Source organism: Mesorhizobium sp. WSM1343, from assembly GCF_055901535.1.
The window spans coordinates 4,012,823-4,029,430 of record NZ_CM148370.1 but is presented as its reverse complement, the minus strand read 5'-3'; the positions used below and the strand labels follow the sequence as shown (position 1 = coordinate 4,029,430).

Annotated in this window: 11 protein-coding genes, 1 tRNA gene and 1 pseudogene; 4 read left to right on the top strand and 9 right to left on the bottom strand. The window is 61.9% G+C overall.

Annotated elements, in window-relative coordinates; genetic code table 11:
- The first annotated feature begins 131 nt into the window (after nt 1–131).
- Genes AC0NIL_RS19655 through AC0NIL_RS19640 form a run of 4 tightly spaced genes read left to right on the top strand, consistent with a single transcriptional unit; the run spans nt 132 to nt 4,874 of the window.
- The gene (locus AC0NIL_RS19655; RefSeq protein WP_275953020.1) at nt 132–1,709 is read left to right on the top strand and encodes an ABC transporter ATP-binding protein; all 1,578 of its coding nucleotides are present in this window, start codon (nt 132–134) and stop codon (nt 1,707–1,709) included.
- The gene (locus AC0NIL_RS19650; protein ID WP_013531649.1) at nt 1,706–2,836 is read left to right on the top strand and encodes an ABC transporter permease; all 1,131 of its coding nucleotides are present in this window, start codon (nt 1,706–1,708) and stop codon (nt 2,834–2,836) included. The genes AC0NIL_RS19655 and AC0NIL_RS19650 overlap by 4 nt, the downstream gene beginning before the upstream one ends.
- The gene (locus tag AC0NIL_RS19645) at nt 2,836–3,756 is read left to right on the top strand and encodes an ABC transporter permease (RefSeq protein ID WP_275953019.1); all 921 of its coding nucleotides are present in this window, start codon (nt 2,836–2,838) and stop codon (nt 3,754–3,756) included. Before AC0NIL_RS19650 ends, AC0NIL_RS19645 begins: the two co-directional genes overlap by 1 nt.
- A 50-nt stretch (nt 3,757–3,806) precedes the next feature.
- Complete coding sequence (locus tag AC0NIL_RS19640) at nt 3,807–4,874, top strand: BMP family ABC transporter substrate-binding protein (protein ID WP_013531647.1); 1,068 nt, start codon at nt 3,807–3,809, stop codon at nt 4,872–4,874.
- A gap of 47 nt (nt 4,875–4,921) precedes the next feature.
- On the opposite strand, the gene AC0NIL_RS19635 is transcribed toward AC0NIL_RS19640, so the two are convergent.
- From AC0NIL_RS19635 to AC0NIL_RS19595, 9 genes and pseudogenes are all read right to left on the bottom strand, one after another.
- Nucleotides 4,922–6,028: an acyltransferase family protein gene (locus tag AC0NIL_RS19635; RefSeq protein ID WP_275953018.1), complete on the bottom strand. Its 1,107-nt coding sequence runs from the start codon at nt 6,026–6,028 to the stop codon at nt 4,922–4,924.
- Between the two features lie 108 nt (nt 6,029–6,136).
- Nucleotides 6,137–7,450 carry a 30S ribosomal protein S12 methylthiotransferase RimO gene (rimO, locus tag AC0NIL_RS19630; RefSeq protein WP_064993202.1) on the bottom strand — a complete coding sequence of 438 codons (1,314 nt, stop codon included), beginning with the start codon at nt 7,448–7,450 and terminating at the stop codon, nt 6,137–6,139.
- 136 nt (nt 7,451–7,586) lie between these two features.
- Nucleotides 7,587–8,249 (bottom strand): TerC family protein, encoded by a 663-nt coding sequence (locus AC0NIL_RS19625; protein ID WP_013531644.1) that lies wholly within the window; start codon nt 8,247–8,249, stop codon nt 7,587–7,589.
- Nucleotides 8,250–8,430: 181 nt separating this feature from the next.
- On the bottom strand, nt 8,431–8,838 hold the full coding sequence (locus tag AC0NIL_RS19620; protein ID WP_032808257.1) for a DUF930 domain-containing protein: 408 nt from the start codon (nt 8,836–8,838) through the stop codon (nt 8,431–8,433).
- Between the two features lie 55 nt (nt 8,839–8,893).
- Nucleotides 8,894–9,591: pseudogene (locus AC0NIL_RS19615) on the bottom strand (DUF2161 domain-containing phosphodiesterase).
- A gap of 102 nt (nt 9,592–9,693) precedes the next feature.
- Complete coding sequence (locus tag AC0NIL_RS19610) at nt 9,694–10,491, bottom strand: sterol desaturase family protein (RefSeq protein ID WP_024503269.1); 798 nt, start codon at nt 10,489–10,491, stop codon at nt 9,694–9,696.
- 177 nt (nt 10,492–10,668) lie between these two features.
- Nucleotides 10,669–14,499: an autotransporter domain-containing protein gene (locus tag AC0NIL_RS19605; protein ID WP_275953017.1), complete on the bottom strand. Its 3,831-nt coding sequence runs from the start codon at nt 14,497–14,499 to the stop codon at nt 10,669–10,671.
- Between the two features lie 227 nt (nt 14,500–14,726).
- A complete protein-coding gene (locus AC0NIL_RS19600) occupies nt 14,727–15,851 on the bottom strand; it encodes a helix-turn-helix transcriptional regulator (protein WP_127369403.1) in 1,125 nt (374 codons plus the stop codon).
- Between the two features lie 217 nt (nt 15,852–16,068).
- Nucleotides 16,069–16,158, bottom strand: a tRNA-Ser gene (locus AC0NIL_RS19595).
- Nucleotides 16,159–16,608 lie beyond the last annotated feature (450 nt).

The window sequence follows — 16,608 nt, the reverse complement described above, 5'->3', positions numbered from 1 at the left end:
TCGTTCTGCCTTGCTATCCTTGAATTTCCGCTGAAATTCTTGAAGCTCTTTCAAGACGTGTGCCGCTTTCCGATGAGAGCCGGCCGCGCCTACCATGCCTGCGGGAACACAGAACATGTCTGGCTAACCAGATGGGAGGCACTGTGAGTGCAAATCAGGACGGCACGAACCTGCTTGAGGTGCGTGGCCTCACCAAGATATTCGGCACGCTGACGGCGTGCGATCATATCGATCTCGACATCGCCAGGGGTGAGATCCACGCCTTGCTCGGCGAAAACGGCGCCGGCAAGTCGACGCTGGTCAAGATGCTTTTCGGCTCGCTGGAGCCCAATGCCGGCGAGATCTTCTGGAACGGTCAGGCCGTCAGGATTTCCAGCCCGGGCGTCGCGAAAAAGCTCGGCATCGGCATGGTGTTCCAGCATTTTTCGCTGTTCGAGGCGCTGACCGCGGCCGAAAACATCGCGCTGTCGCTGGACGACGGCTCGCCGATCAGCAGCATCGCTGCGAAGGCGAGGGCGCTTTCCTTCAGCTATGGCCTGCCGCTCGATCCTGAATCGCTGGTCGGCGACCTGTCGGTGGGCGAGCGCCAGCGCATCGAAATCATCCGCTGTCTGCTGCAGACGCCGCAGCTCATCATCCTGGACGAACCGACCTCGGTGTTGACGCCGCAGGAAGCCGACAAGCTGTTCGAGACGCTGGAGCGCCTGCGCTCGGAAGGCAAATCCATCCTCTACATCTCGCACCGGCTCGAAGAGGTCAAACGCATCTGCGACCGCGCCACCGTGCTGCGCCACGGCAAGGTGGTCGGCCATTGCAATCCGCGTGAGGAAACAGCCTCTTCGCTGGCGCGAATGATGGTCGGCAACGAGGTGCAGGCCGTGGTGCGCGCGCCGGTCGAGGGCATCGACAAGGCGCAGCCGCTGCTCGAAATCCGCAATCTCAGCCGCAAACCGGCAACGCCGTTCTCGATCCCGCTCAGGGGCATCAACCTGAACGTCCGCGCCGGCGAGGTGATCGGCATCGCCGGCGTCGCCGGCAATGGTCAGGGCGAGTTCTTCGAATCCGTTTCAGGCGAAGTGCTGCAGCAGGATGCCGCCTCGGTGCGCATTCGCGGCAAGGATTCGGGAAGCCTCACCATCACCGGACGACGCCTGCTGGGCGCTGCCTTCGTGCCGGAGGAACGCCTCGGCCACGGTGCCGCACCGCGCATGAAGCTTTCCGAAAACCTGCTGCTGTCGCGCCATGCCACCGACGGCAAGGCGTTCGTCGGTTCCGGCGGAATGGTCAAGAGCGCCGCCATCCAGGCCGCGTCCCAACGCATCATCGAGGCGATGGACGTGCGCAAGAGCGCGCCGGATCCGGAGGCCGCGGCTCTTTCGGGCGGCAATCTGCAGAAATTCATCGTCGGCCGCGAACTCGACCGCCGGCCAAGCGTCATGGTGGTGAACCAGCCGACCTGGGGCGTCGATGCGGGCGCTGCCGCCCACATCCGCCAGGCCTTGATCGAGTTGTCGCGCAGCGGATCGGCGGTGCTGGTGATCAGCCAGGATCTCGACGAGCTGTTCGAGATCTCGGATGCGATCGCCGTCATGCACAATGGCGAGTTGTCGAAGCCGATGCCGATCGCCGAAGCGACCTTCGAGAAGGTCGGCTTGCTGATGGGTGGCGCCGAACCCGGTCACGCCGAACACACGTTGGAGACGGCATGATGCGCCTCGAACTCGTCAAACGTCCGCAGCGTTCCATGCTGTTTTCGGCCCTGTCGCCGTTCATCGCCTTCGCGCTGACCATCATTGCCGGGGCCGTCATGTTCGCGCTGCTCGGCGTCAATCCGCTGACTGCGTTCAACATCTATTTCATCGAGCCGATCAGCCAAATCTGGCAGTTGCATGAGCTGGCGATCAAGGCCGCGCCGCTCATCCTGATCGCCGTCGGCCTGTCGGTTTGCTACAAGGCCAACATCTGGAACATCGGCGCCGAAGGCCAGTTCATCCTCGGCGGCATCGTTGGCTCGATGCTTCCAGTACTGTTTCCGCAGTTCGAAGGCCCGCTGGTGCTGCCGTTGATGCTGTTGCTTGGCATGGTCGGAGGTGCGGCCTATGCGGCGATCCCGGCTCTGCTCAAGACGCGCTTCGGCACCAACGAGATCCTGACCAGCCTGATGCTGGTCTATGTCGCGCAACTTTTCCTTGACTGGCTGGTGCGCGGCCCCTGGCGCGATCCGCAGGGCCATGGCTTCCCGCAGACCATCCAGTTCAACGATTCGGCCGTGTTGCCGGAACTGATGCCGGATGCCGGACGGGCAAACTGGGGTTTTGTCTTCGCGCTGGTCGCCGCGGTGCTGGTCTGGATCCTGATGAGCCGCATGCTGAAAGGTTTCGAGGTGCGCGTGCTGGGCTCGAGCCCGCGGGCAGGACGCTTCGCCGGCTTCGGCCTCAACCGGATGGTGTTCTTTGCCTTCCTGCTGTCGGGCGCGCTGGCGGGACTTGCCGGCATCTCGGAGGTCTCGGGCGCCATCGGCCAGCTGCAGCCCGTCATTTCGCCCGGCTACGGCTTCACCGCCATCATCGTGGCGTTCCTCGGCCGTCTCAACCCGCTTGGCATCGTTGCCGCCGGACTGGTGCTGGCACTGACCTATCTCGGCGGCGAAGCAGTGCAGAGCGCGCTCGGCATCTCCGACAAGGTGGCGCGGGTGTTCCAGGGCATGCTTTTGTTCTTCGTGCTCGGCTGCGACACGCTCATCCACTACCGCATACGTCTGGTCGGCCTGGCGCTGACCAAACCGGAAGGCGTGGCCAAACTCGAAGCCGCACCGAAGCTGAAGGAAGCCCGTTGATGGACATCACCGTAAACATCCTTCTGACCATCGCCACCGCGGCAACGCCGCTGCTGATCGCGGCAATCGGTGAGCTGGTGGTCGAGCGCTCCGGCGTACTCAATCTCGGCGTCGAAGGCATGATGATCATGGGCGCCGTCGGCGGCTTCGGCGCAACCTATCTCACCGGATCGCCCTGGATCGGCCTTTTGGCGGCCATTGCCATGGGCGCGGTGTTCTCGCTGCTGTTTGCCGTCATGACGCTGTCGCTGGCCACCAATCAGGTGGCGACCGGCCTGTCGCTGACGCTGCTCGGCCTTGGCCTGTCCGGCATGATGGGCACCAGCTTCGTCGGCCAGCCCGGCGAAAGGCTGCCCAACCTCGACATTCCCGGCCTGACGGAAATCCCTGTGATCGGCAGGCTGCTGTTTGGCCAGGATCCGATCTTCTACATCTCGATCGCACTGACCGCCGCCGTCATGTGGTTCCTGTTCAAGACCCGCACCGGGCTGACGCTGCGTTCGATCGGCGACAGCCACACCTCGGCGCATGCGCTTGGCATCAAGGTCATCCGCTACCGATACCTCGCGGTCATCTTCGGCGGCGCCTGTGCCGGTCTCGCCGGCGGCCATCTCTCGCTGGTCTACACGCCGCAATGGGTGGAGAACATGAGCGCCGGCCGCGGCTGGATCGCGCTGGCGCTGGTGGTGTTCGCCTCCTGGCGGCCATGGCGGGTGCTGGCCGGCGCCTACATCTTCGGCGCGGTGTGGATCGGCCAGCTTCATGCACAGGCTTTTGGCATTCCAGTGCCCTCACAGTTCCTTTCTTCGCTGCCCTATCTGGCAACCGTCGTGGTTCTCGTTCTAATCTCGCGCAACAAGCGTCTGACGATGATGAACACGCCGGCTTCCTTGGGGCAGCCATTCGTTCCGGATCGTTGACAACAAAAAACAAACGGGAAGCTCCAAGGCTAACTCAGAGAGGTAACACAATGAAAAAACTGCTTATTGCCCTGATGACCACGACCGCCGCCATGTCGCTGGCAGCGACGGCCGAGGCCGCGGACAAGCTGAAGGCCTGCTGGGTCTACACCGGCCCGATCGGCGATTTTGGCTATTCCTACCAGCACGACCAGGGCCGTCTCGAAGTGGAGAAGGCGCTCGGCGACAAGGTCGAAACCGCCTATCTTGAAAACGTCTCGGAAGGCCCCGACGCCGACCGCGCTTTCGAGCGCCTGGCACGCGAAGGCTGCAAGATCATTTTCGGCACCTCCTTCGGCTTCATGGACCCGGAAGTGAAGGTCGCCAAGAAATTCCCGAAGGTGATGTTCGAGCACGCCACCGGCTACAAGACATCTGACAATCTCGGCATCTACAATGCGCGTTTCTATGAAGGCCGTTATGTGCTCGGCCAGATCGCCGCCAAGGAATCGAAGGCAGGCGTTGCCGGCTACATCGTTTCCTTCCCGATCCCCGAAGTGGTGATGGGCATCAACTCCTTCATGCTCGGCGCGCAGTCGATCAACCCGAACTTCAAGGCCAAGATCGTCTGGGTGAATTCCTGGTTCGATCCGGGCAAGGAAGCCGACGCCGCCAAGGCGCTGTTCGACCAGGGTGCCGACATTATCGTCCAGCACACCGATTCGACCGCTGCCCTGCAGGTGGCCGAGGAGCGCAAGCTGCACGGCTTCGGCCAGTCCTCCGACATGATCAAGTTCGCGCCGAACGCGCAGCTGACCTCGCTCACCGACGAATGGGGTCCCTATTACATCAGCCGGGTCCAGGCAGCCCTCGACGGCACCTGGAAGCCGGACAATGTCTGGCTTGGCATCAAGGACGGCGCGGTCAAGCTCGCCCCCTACACCAACATGCCCGACGACGTGAAGGCGATGGCGGAGGCCACCGAGAAGAAGATCGCCGGCGGCTGGAACCCCTTCACCGGGCCGATCGCCAAGCAAGACGGCACGCCGTGGCTGAAGGATGGCGAAGTCGCCGATGACGGCACGCTGCTCGGCATGAATTTTTATGTGAAGGGTGTCGACGACAAGCTGCCGCAGTAGGCAGCACAAGAGATCGAAATGAGGAGGGCGCCGCGAGGCGCCCTTTTTCATTCGGCGGGCTGCGCTCCGGCTGAGACGCGACGAAATCGCGCCAAGCCAGCATCGACCGCGCGGCCGAGCCAAATCCTCAGCAACCGCTGTGCGGGTCGTTCGCAGGCGCGCCAGATTGCCCACGAAACGAAAAGCATAAGTGCGCCGCAGCCAAAGGCGGCAAACCATTTGCCGATAAGGGGCGTTGCCGCATTGATGACGAGATAGCCGATGTCCTGGTGCAGCAAATAGAGCGGATAGGTCAGCCCGCCCAGCGCCAGGGTGAGCGCCGATGGCCGCAGACGATTGCGCAGCAGCACCGCACCGATCAAGGCCGTGTGCATGACGACGTTGGCGATGACCAGATTGGCCGACGAAACGGCAATGCCGTAGTGGCCAAGCATCCAGTGCTGCGTCACCGACAGCGTGCCGCAGGAGATCAGGAAGGCGGCGGCAAGCAGCAGCATTGCAGGCAGTGAACGGCCATGCGCATGCAGGTGGTGGACCACCACGCCGGCGGCGAAGAACGGTCCAAACTCGGTGATGAACAGCAGCCTGGCGGCACCGCTGCCGATGAAGAACTCGTTCAAGGCCGAGATCGCCAGCCAGATCAAGATCAGCTCCAGCTTGCGTTTCTGAAACAGCCCGGTGAGCAGCGCCAGCGTCACCCAGCCGTAGAACACCAGCTCAAGAACGATCGACCAGTAGACGCCGTCCATGAAGGGCTGGCCGAACGCCGGCGCGAACATCGACAGATTGGCGGCATACTGAACGAAAGAGGCCGAAAGCAGCGGCGACCCGGCAAGGAAGACAATCGCGAAGGTGATCGTCATGCAGAGCAGGAAGCCCGGATAGAGGCGAACGAACCGCGCGACCGCAAACTGGTCCCAACTGCGGTTTTCCGCCGACCAGGCAATGACGAAACCGCTGATCAGGAAGAACAGATTGACGCCGAGATAGCCGTAGAGGGCGAACGGTGCCGCAAGCGGATAACCCTCAGCCAGAATGCCCTCGGCAGCCGCGCCGCGAAAGAAATAGTGGAAGAACACGACAGCCATCGCCGCGACCAGCCTGAGCAGGTCCAGCGTCGCAATGTAATTTTGTTCCGCAGGTCTGGTGTTCATCCGCATTTCCCGCATCTACGGTCGGCAAACCATAGAGCGGATCGCGGCTGAGCGGGTTAAGAGGCCTAGATTATCGCCAGATGTAGTAAATTTACGCGGAACGAGGCGTCAGACCGCCGAACCATAGAGGTCATAGGCGTCGGCACGGTCGATCTTGACGGTGACGATATCGCCTTGGCGCAGCGGACGACGCGACTGGATGTGCACCGAGCCATCGATCTCGGGCGCGTCGTATTTGGTGCGGCCCTGTGCCGATGTGCCATGCGCCTCGTCGATCAGCACCGGGAGGCGCTTGCCGACTTTTCTGGCCAGCTGTGTCGCCGAAATCTTCTGCTGACGCTGCATGAAGCGGTGCCAGCGCGCCTCCTTGATTTCCTGCGGGACCTGTTCGAGACCGAGATCGTTGGAGCGGGCGCCGCGGACCGGCTCGTATTTGAAGCAGCCGGCGCGGTCGATCTTGGCTTCATCGAGCCAGTCGAGCAGCATCTCGAAATCGTCATCCGTCTCGCCGGGGAAGCCGACGATGAAGGTCGAGCGGATGGCCAGATCCGGACAGACCTCGCGCCAGCCGCGAATGCGCTCGAGCGTCTTTTCGCCATGCGCGGGCCGGCGCATGTTCTTCAACACCTGCGGCGAGGCATGCTGGAACGGGATATCCAGGTAAGGGAGGATCTTGCCCTCCGCCATCAGCGGGATGACGTCGGCGACATGCGGGTAGGGGTAGACATAGTGCATGCGCACCCAGATGCCGAGCTTGCCCAGTTCCTCCGAAAGATCGAGGAATTTTGCGCGCACTTCACGGTCGCCGAACATCGACGTCTGGTACTTGATGTCGATGCCGTAGGCGCTGGTGTCCTGCGAGATGACCAGAAGTTCCTTGACGCCAGCCTTGGCCAGTTTCTCAGCCTCACGCAGCACATCTGCCGCCGGCCGCGAGACGAGGTCGCCACGCAGTGCGGGAATGATGCAGAAGGTGCAGCGGTTGTTGCAGCCTTCGGAAATCTTGAGATAGGCGTAGTGGCGCGGCGTCAGCTTGACACCCTGCGGCGGCAGGAGATCGATATAGGGATCGTGCGAAGGCGGTGCGGCCTCATGCACCGCGGCCATCACGCTCTCATAGGCCTGCGGCCCGGTGATCGCCAGCACATTCGGGTGCTTTTCGCGAATGACGTCCGGCTCGGCGCCCAGGCAACCGGTGACGATCACTCGGCCGTTTTCCGAAAGCGCGGAGCCGATGGCGTTGAGCGACTCGTCTCGGGCGGAATCGAGAAAACCGCAGGTGTTGACGACGACGAGGTCGGCGCCGTCATGCTTGCGCGCGATTTCGTAACCTTCGGCGCGCAGGCGCGTGATGATGCGCTCCGAATCCACGAGGGCCTTCGGGCATCCAAGACTGACAAAACTCACGCGGGGAGCGGACATAGAGGGTTTCCGGGCTTTTCAGGATTGCCGGCGCAGTACCACACTTATTGCGGCATTGGTATGGGCAGGCCCGCGATGCGGCAAAACGCACGGCGGTCTTGCTTCGACGGAGTGAAGACGCGGATGTCCGCCAGCTTCAGCCGACCACGTTGTTCACATGTGGCCAGACCTCCACCGCGCCACGATAGACCATGTCCAGCGCGACATAGAGTATGATCAGCAGGCCGACATAGGCGATCCAGCGGTGGCGATGCAGCAGCTTGGCAATGAAGGTCGCAGCCAGCCCCATGAGCGCGATCGACAGCACAAGGCCGATGACCAGCACCGGAAAATGATCACGCGCCGCTCCAGCCACCGCCAGCACGTTGTCGAGCGACATCGACACATCGGCGACGACAATCTGCAAGGCAGCCTGGCCAAGGGTCTTGCGCTTCGACTTGCCGGCGACTGCCTGGTCACTGTTGAGGTCCGAATTCGACAGCGCCTCGGTCGCTTCCAGCTCATCGGCATGTGACGTGCGCAGCTCGCGGTACATTTTCCAGCAGACCCACAGCAGCAGGATGCCGCCGGCCAGCAGCAGGCCGACGATCGCCAGCAGCTTGACGGTAATTGCGGCAAAACCGATGCGCAGCACCGTTGCCGCAATCACGCCGATGAGGATCGCCTTCTTGCGTTGGTCAGCCGGCAGGCCGGCAGCGGCAAGGCCGATGACGATCGCATTGTCGCCGGCCAGCACGAGGTCGATGGCGATGACCTGGAGCAGGGCGGTCAGGCTGGCAGCGCTGAAAAAAATGTCCATCGACCGGAAGCCCTTGCTGATTTTGCCGAGTGTTCGTCGATTACCCAGAGGCCCTAACTTGGTGGTCCCTTGGCGTCAAGGGATCACGCGTGGCGCCATCACCGAAGCATCGTTACGTGAAGCCAGATCCAATGCTCGCGGCACTCGCCGACAGCCAGGCAAAACCATGGCCGATCGCCAATCAATCGTAGAGATTATACTTTGCCCAGTCGGCTTCCGGAATCTCGTCGCCGATCCGGTAGCGGAGTTGCAAGACTTCCATATGGTCCGGCCCGGTCTGGCACTTGAATTTCAGCCTATACCACTGCCCCTTGCTGCGAAACGCAGCACCCGGGCTCTTGATTGCATCGGCGCCCATCTCGGGCGTGGCAAAGGCGTAGGCGACGACGCGATCGGCTTTGAACTTGCGATCGTCATGGGTGATGCGGTCGAGCACTTCGGCGTCGCAACGCTGTTCAAGGCGAGTTTGGGGATCGAGTTTCATCAGTCCGGCGCGCAATGCATTGTCCATTGCGCTGGCTGGAAAACTCAGTGTCACTGACGCCAAGGCGGTCATGCAGAGCTTCTTCATGGGCGGGACAAGCAACATATTTTGTCGGAGAAATCAACCGAGCGGACCGCCTCGGACGCTGCGGGAATCTCAATCATATGGCTGCTGCGTTCAAAATTGCGTGTCGGGATTCGTCGTGCGTGCCTGCGGCCAACGGACCAAAGAGGCACGGCCGGCATCGGTAAGATCGTACAGGCCGCGGTCGACGCGCGCGAACCAGCCATAGACATTGTGCTGCAGGATCTTGGGCGCGATCGGCGTCACCGCCTTCAGATCTCGCGGCCGCCTGGGGCCATCCACCATGGCGGCAGCGCAGGCGAGGGCGCTTTGGCGATAGGCGGTCATGATCGGATTGCGCGATCCTCCTCCGGCAACGGGATCGCCGCGACGGCGCTGGTGCTCATCGACCAGGCGGGAGCGCCGGCGGGCATTTTTGCGCGGCGCCAGCGCGATCGGGCTGAGAAGCACCTCGACCCGGTCCGTCGCGGTCACGCCAAGCAAGCCGAAGCCAAGCCGGCGGCAGAGATTGCGGAACCTGGCATCGCTTTCGCGTCCCTTGCCGCGAGCCGACATGCGCGCGGCCAGCCACACCTCGTCGCAGGCCGCCGCACGATCGACACCTTGCAGCACCAGTTCGAGATTGAACTGCAGCTTCAACTCGCAGATGACGACAACCGGCGGCTCCCCCTCGCGCAACGCAACAACATCGCAGCCGTCGATCTCGCCTTTGACGACAAAGTCGAGGCTTTCGAGGAACCGCTTCACCGGCGCATAGAGTGAGATCTCGTTCATGGCACAAGGTTTAGCCGATTCGAGGCGAAAAGCCTTCCGGTGGTTCGGCGTCCTGCGGCTCGAAAGGGGACCGGTGTGGATACCGCAACGCCGGGCCAGCCGTCAGGCTTCGGCGTTCGGCACCGCCCGGTTCGGCAGCTTCCTGCGGCGCAGGAGCGGATAGCCGATCTGGCCGAAATAGGTGGAAGGGATCGGATCGTCGACGCCGTACTTCTCCGGCACCTTGTCACCGGTGGGATTGTAGGTGCCGAACAGCACGTCAAGGAAAGGCAACTGCCCGGCGAAGTTCTTGTCATAGGCTTCGCGCTGGTTGGCATGGTGCCAGCGATGGAACTGCGGGCTGGCGATCAGCCACTTCAAGGGGCCGAACGGAATCCGCACGTTTGAATGCACAAGCAGCGTATGTCCAAGGTAGAGAGTCGAAAAGACGGCGATCGACGCTTCCGAGAAGCCGAGGAAAAAGATCGGCGTCAGCGATATTGCCTTTGTGACGATGGCGTCGACGGGATGATTGTGGAAGGCCCCGAGCCAGTCGAGTTCTTCAATGCCGTGGTGAACGGCATGGAACTTCCAAAGCGCCGGGATTTTGTGAAAGGCCCGATGTGTCCAGTAGACGCCGACATCGGTGATCACGATGATTTCGGCAACCTGCAGCCAGACGGGCTGGCCGCTGACGGCATGCGTTATCGCTTGCGGGACCAGGAGTGCAGCGGCACCGAGCGCGCCTGCCGCCATCATGACGATGGCCAGCTTTATGATGAAGCCGTTGAACAGCAGATAAATCAGATCGACAGCGAAGCCCTTGCGAAAGATCTTCTGCGGCCGCTCGGCAAACAGATGTTCAAACGGAATGAAGATCAGGGCGCAGATCAGAAGTGCCTTGATGCCAAAGATATCCATCGATTCGCCTCAGCGCGCAGTCCGCGCCTCTGAGAGGAACCACATCTCCCTTTCCAAAGGCTAAAGGCTCTACCTTTTGCGCAAGTGGCGGCGGCAAACGCGGATTGTGAATGGAACGCGGGCGGACGAGGAGACGCGAATGCGGGCTCGTCCTGCGGCGTGTGGCCCATCCCCCAACTAGAACCTGACCGCGAGATTGGCTTTCACGCTCTGGTCTGCGGCGCGACTGCCGAATTGTCCCCCATAGGTGAGGCCGAGCGTGGCATTGTGTGCGATGGCGATGTCGAACCCGACATCGAGTATCAGCCCGTCCTTGGCGATCGGCACGCCCGCGACGGTGAATGATGCGCCGCCGGCGAATGCGAAGCGCGACAGCGGTACGGTCTCGCCGAAGGCATGGCGCCAGCCGAGCGTGCCGCGAACCGTCGCCGCCATCTCGCCGACGGTGAACTCGCCTGAGGCATGTAGGCCGAGCGTGGTGAAGGTCGCATCGGTGATTGCCGAAGCGCTTGTCAGCGTCGCCGCGCCGCCTGTCTCGGTGAAGCCGTCAGTCCGGAGGTTCACATAGGCGAGATTGGCGAAGGGCTCAAAGCCTAAATTTCCAGCATGGATACCATAGCCCAGTTCGCCGAACACCTGCGCCGTTCCGGCGCGATAATCTGCCTTGAGGCTGTCATTGAAACCGGGGAAAGTGACGGAGCGGCTCGTCGCGATGTCGTGCCAAGTATAGGATGTACCGGTGCGCAAGCCGAGCGTGCCGCCCCCAACATCCCAAGTGGTGCCGCCATAGAGGCCGAGATGATAGTTGTCGCTCGAGCCCGACGAGGCGCGGTCTTTCACATCGAGGTTGGTGCGGCTGTATCCCGCCATGATACCCAATCGCCAGGTGTCGAAAATGGCGGCGTCACCGCCAGCCAGGAAACCGCCAGTCGAGCGGTCAACGCGGGCAGCATTGCCGTCGCTGCCAGTATGGCCCCATGAACCAAAGCCCTGACTCCAGAGGGCGAAGCGATCGGTGTCCGACGCCACTGCAGCGGTCGTATTGGGATCGAGCGAGACATAGGCGCCCGCAGCACCGCCATAGGTCTGATCGGCGTAGGCCATGACCGGAGCGGCCGATGCACCGACGATACCGAAAGCGGCCCGGATGCGGTTCGTCGCCGCGTCGCGCAGAAGACGGCTATCTTCGATGAGGGAAGTCTGCGCCGAGGGATACACCTCGCCCGAGAGCTGGTCGAAGGCATCACGTGCCTGCACGTCGGTCGCGAGGTTGAGGATGACGTTGTACAGGGATCCGGATGTCGGCAGGCTCTCGAGCCCCCCAGCGGTTGCGATCTGATTGCGGGTCAAGGCTGCGTCGGTGAAGTTGCGGTATTTCAGGATGTCGAGATAGGCGTTGTTGGTGTCATAGGTATCGACAAGCCTGAGGAAGGCGGTGTTGACAACTCCAGTCAAGGCAGCGAACTGCCCGGTCAGCCCGGCATCGGCGGTCAACACCGTATAGCGGGTGCCCGGCACCGCAATGCCGCCCGCGGCGTTCACGGTCAGCGTCGCGCCAGTGATCGTCGCGGTGCCGGAGGTGCTGAACCTGTCGGCCTGGCCGGCCGTGTTGATATCGATCGCCATGATGCTGCCAGTCGCGAAAGCGGCATTGCCGCCGGTTTGCCGGATCACATCGCCGGCGCCAGCGTCGGCCATTGTCAAGGTGCCTTGATTGGTGAACTGAAACAGATTGGTCCATTGCGTCGTCTCCGCGACGCCGGCGGAGTTTCCACCGACGGCGGTCCCGTCGTTGACCAGCCTGCTGGCGCCACCGCCGAAATCACTGGTTCCACCGGCGCCGTTCCAGTTCCCGTCGTTGGCGAACAGTGTCGCGCCGCCGGCAAACTGCGCTGTACCGACGATCGAACCGGCGTTTGTGAGCGCCATCGTCGCGGCATTGGTCTCGATCGCCGCATCGCTGGACAGTCCGGAAAGACTACGGATCGCGCCCGACGAGGCGACGTTGATGGCGCCCGTCCCACCAGTCAAAGTCAGGCCACGCGTCGCGCCCGTCACCGTGCCGGCGACTTGCACATCCACTACGCCGTTGCCCGTCGCGACGATGCCCTCGGCCGACGTTCCGGTCACCGCGCCATTGGCGATCACCGTGATCGCGCCCGTGCCAAGATTGGTTGCCTGGATACCTGTCGTACCCGAGACATTGCCATTCGTCGTCACATTGATCGTGCCAGCGCCCACCGGATTGTCCTGGAGCGCGAAGATCGCCGTAGCCGCAGTTGCGTTCACAGCACCCGTTATCACCGCGACATTGCCGGCCGAGCTTTCAGCGTCGATACCTCGGCCAGTCGTCGCGGTGATCGGACCAACCGCCTTCACGGTCACCGAACCTGTACCGACAGTCCCTGCGACAATCCCGCTGCTCGCGTCGATCGCGCCGTTCGCCGTGACATCGACGTTGCCGCTTCCCGAGGAAAGGCCAGCGAAGATACCGGGGCCGCCCGCCTTCACATCACCGTTCGCCACGATCGTCACATTGGCCGTCGCCGACAGCGTCTCAACGTCGATGCCGATCCTGCCGGCAGCCAGCGCCGTCACCGCGCCCGTCGTGACGGCGATGCTGCCGCCTGTTGCTGTGTCGCCCACCACGATGCCTGAGCCCGCCGTCGAGTTGCTGGCGCCCGAGATATCGACCGTGACCGTGCCCGAACCATTGTTCTGAATGTTCACCGCATCGTCGCTGCCGCCGACGAAGCCGCCCGCGCCCGTCACCGAGATGTTGCCCGTCCCGCCGCCGCCACCAATCAAGGTCAGGCCGGAACGCGCGCCCATCACCGTGCCGGCGACCTGCACGTCCACCGCGCCACCACCGTTCGCGACGATGCCGTCAAAGGATGTGCCGGTCACCTCACCATTGGCGATCACGCTGATCATGCCCGTGCCGGAGTTACCTGCGAGGATGCCTCCAGTGCCCGAGACATTGCCGTTGGTCGTCACATCGATTGTGCCTGTGCCTGTGCCGGTCCCTATTGCATAGACCGCCTGACCGCCCGTCGAGGTCACCGCACCCGTTGTTATCGAGACATCGCCCCGGCCCTGAGCGAAGACGCCAAGGCCCGACGCCATTGTCGCGGTGACCGGTCCCATCGCCTTCACCGTCGTCGAGCCGTTGCCCAAGTTCTGCGCGATAATGCCGTTGCCTGCGTCGATGGCGCCGTTCGCCGTGATATCGATGTTGCCAGTTCCTGTGGAGGAAACTCGACCCAAGATACCGGTATTGCCCGCCTTCACATCGCCGTTCGCCACGATCGTGAGATTGCCTGCCGTCGAAGACGACTGGACGTCGATACCGAACATGCCAGCAGCCAGCGCCGTCACCGCGCCCGTGGTGACATCGATGGAGCCACTCGCCGCCGTGTTACGCACCACAATGCCTGAGCCGGCAGCCGCCGTGATATCGCCGGTGGCATCGACATCGATCGAGCCCAGGCCATTCTGCTTTATTGCGAAGGCATCGCCACTGCCGTTATTGGTGATCGCGCCGCTGCCTGTGTACGTGATCAGGTTGGAGGCGGCATCGATATTGAGTGCCGCGGTCCCGCCGGCTGTTGGCGTGTTGCCCGCATCGACAGTGATCGTGCCGTTGTTGACGACCATGACGGCGCCATTGCCGGTATTCTCGATCGCGAGGCCAAATCCGCTGACCGTCGCCCCGGCATCGATCGCGAGGTGGGCCGTAAACGGTGAAGAAAATGAATAGCCCCGGTCGTTGGGAGGAGCAGCCGGATTGACGGCATTGACCGTGGAGGTGGTGCCGCACTGCACATCAGTTCCCAGAGTGACCGTACATGCCGCCTGCGCCTGCGGGGAAAAGAAAACAGCCGAGCCGGCGAAACCGGCCATGCCGATTGCGAAACGCAGTGCCGAGCGACTGGCCTGCGAGAGGAGTTGCGCGCGCAAGGAAACGAGTGGGTAGGCTTTGTCTGCCGAAAAACCGTAGAGTCTCATGATAGGCCCGCCCCATCGTCCAATAAATGCAATCTGCCGTCATCAGAACAGCCCAAGCAAAGCAATGTTTCGAGCAAATCAGTGCTTCAGATTCGCAATAACGGATGATGGGTGGGCGATATATATATCAAATGCCATAGACCGGCCAAAGAGTGGCGCACTGTCGCTGGCTCGCCACAGTCGCAACGCCCTGCACTCGAAGAACCTTAATGTGCTATTGCAGCTTGTTAGGGCAGAAGACGAAATGCATTCAGCAGCGCAATGAGCTGACTCTGCCTCTGCGTATCTGTCTTGCGAAAAATCTTGTCCAGATGAACGCGTGCGGTGCCGTAGGCCATGTTTTCCCTGATCGCTATTTCCTTCAAGGACAATCCGCTTGCGAGCGCGAGCGCGACGGAAGCTTCTTTCCCTGTCAGCCCAAAGGTTTTTCGCAGTTGATCGGCTAAGCTCGTCGACAGGGCCAAACGTGATTCGCGCGCCAGCACCACCGCGCAAGGTCCAGCCGACAGGCCGAACATCTCGCCGTCGGGCAACAATCCAATCGACAATACCAGTTGGTCGCCGCGCTCCGACCGCAAGATCAAATCGGCAGCCGAATTGGGAAACTCGCTCTCGTCCACCCGGCAGACTCGTGCGACCGCACGTTGCAGCATTTGGGTTTGCGTGGAATCGGAGGTGGCCAGATGGCCACCGTTCGCCGTCAGCAGAGTGATCGGCTGTACCAGAAGTCTTTGCGCGGCGTCATTCATGTCAAGGATGCGCAGGCGCGGATCGACGACAAAGCCGGCGAAGGGCAGGTGGCCGAGCAGCGATTGGAGCACAGGCCGCGCCTCGAAATGTCGGCCCAAACCCGCAGCGCGCTCCAGATGAGGTGTGATCAGGGCGAGCATCGCACGATCATCGGCGTCGAACGCCGGCTGCCCTCGGCCTCGCTGCACGTCGAAAAACCAGTAGTTCTTTTCCGACGCGCGCAGATTGCAGAACATGCCGTCATACATGTCCTGCGGCATCATCCATTCGTTCCAGACGGAGGTGCGTTCAATACGGTGCCGCCCAATCAACTGGGTGTCGCTAAAAACCCGGCCAAGCGGCGCGGCCACACGCGGCGCAAAGAGTTCGTTGGTCGCGAAATGGTCAAGGAAAATCCTGTCCCAATAGGGGTCGCGGCTCGGTGAGACGCAAAAGCTATCCTCGACATTGGCCCAGTCGATGCCCGAGAAACAGGCTCTGGAGCCATGAAACATGGCTTGCAACTGAAGGACCACGTCAAGCCAAATCGATTGATCGTAGGCGGCCTCATATATGCGACCGATCACTACCGACAGGCGCTCGTGAGAGATCGAATATCCCATAAGCCTTGCGAAATATACAACCAGAATGAAGTGTTAGCATACCTCTGATTGCGGTCGATGCAAGGGATAGAACGTCGAATGAGCAGGGGGGTTACCAGTGCTGACGCCCAAGGTCAGGAGAAAGCAGACATGATGTTTGACGCTTCGCCCTTACCTCCACGGAGGCGGAAATCGGCGTACTCAGTTCTGTATGCTCTGTATGCCCTTCTCGATCGAATGGCGGAGGAAGTGGGATTCGAACCCACGGTGAGCTTGCACCCACGCCGGTTTTCAAGACCGGTGCCTTAAACCGCTCGGCCATTCCTCCATCGTGGTTTTTCAACCATTTGGGCAGCGCGGGGCCAACTCGTTTGGCCTGTGGCACCGGATTGGCACCGAAGGCGCTCCCGGCTGGTTCACGCCTCATTCCTGTAAAGCGGCATTGAGGGCTGCGTCAACCACCACTGTGTCGGTTCCTGCTGTCCTGGCAGGCTCTGAGTTTTTCGGAATCGAGCACCGGAACTCGCTATCCCATTGGTGCATGATGAAGAAGGAGCCCGCCGACTGGCGATGTACAGGTTTGCGCGCGAACACAAGAAGCCTGACGCTGGAGGGCTTTCGTGCAGGCCCAACCGAGGGCGCGACCTACCGACCAAGCCATCCTCGGAATTGGGCGGAGGGAATCCCTACGGGTCAGCCTCTTGGGACAGCTGCGGTATCCCGCAGAATTTAACTTTCGCCAAGGGAACAGCTACTGGTGAGGAAGGCCGAAGCTGCA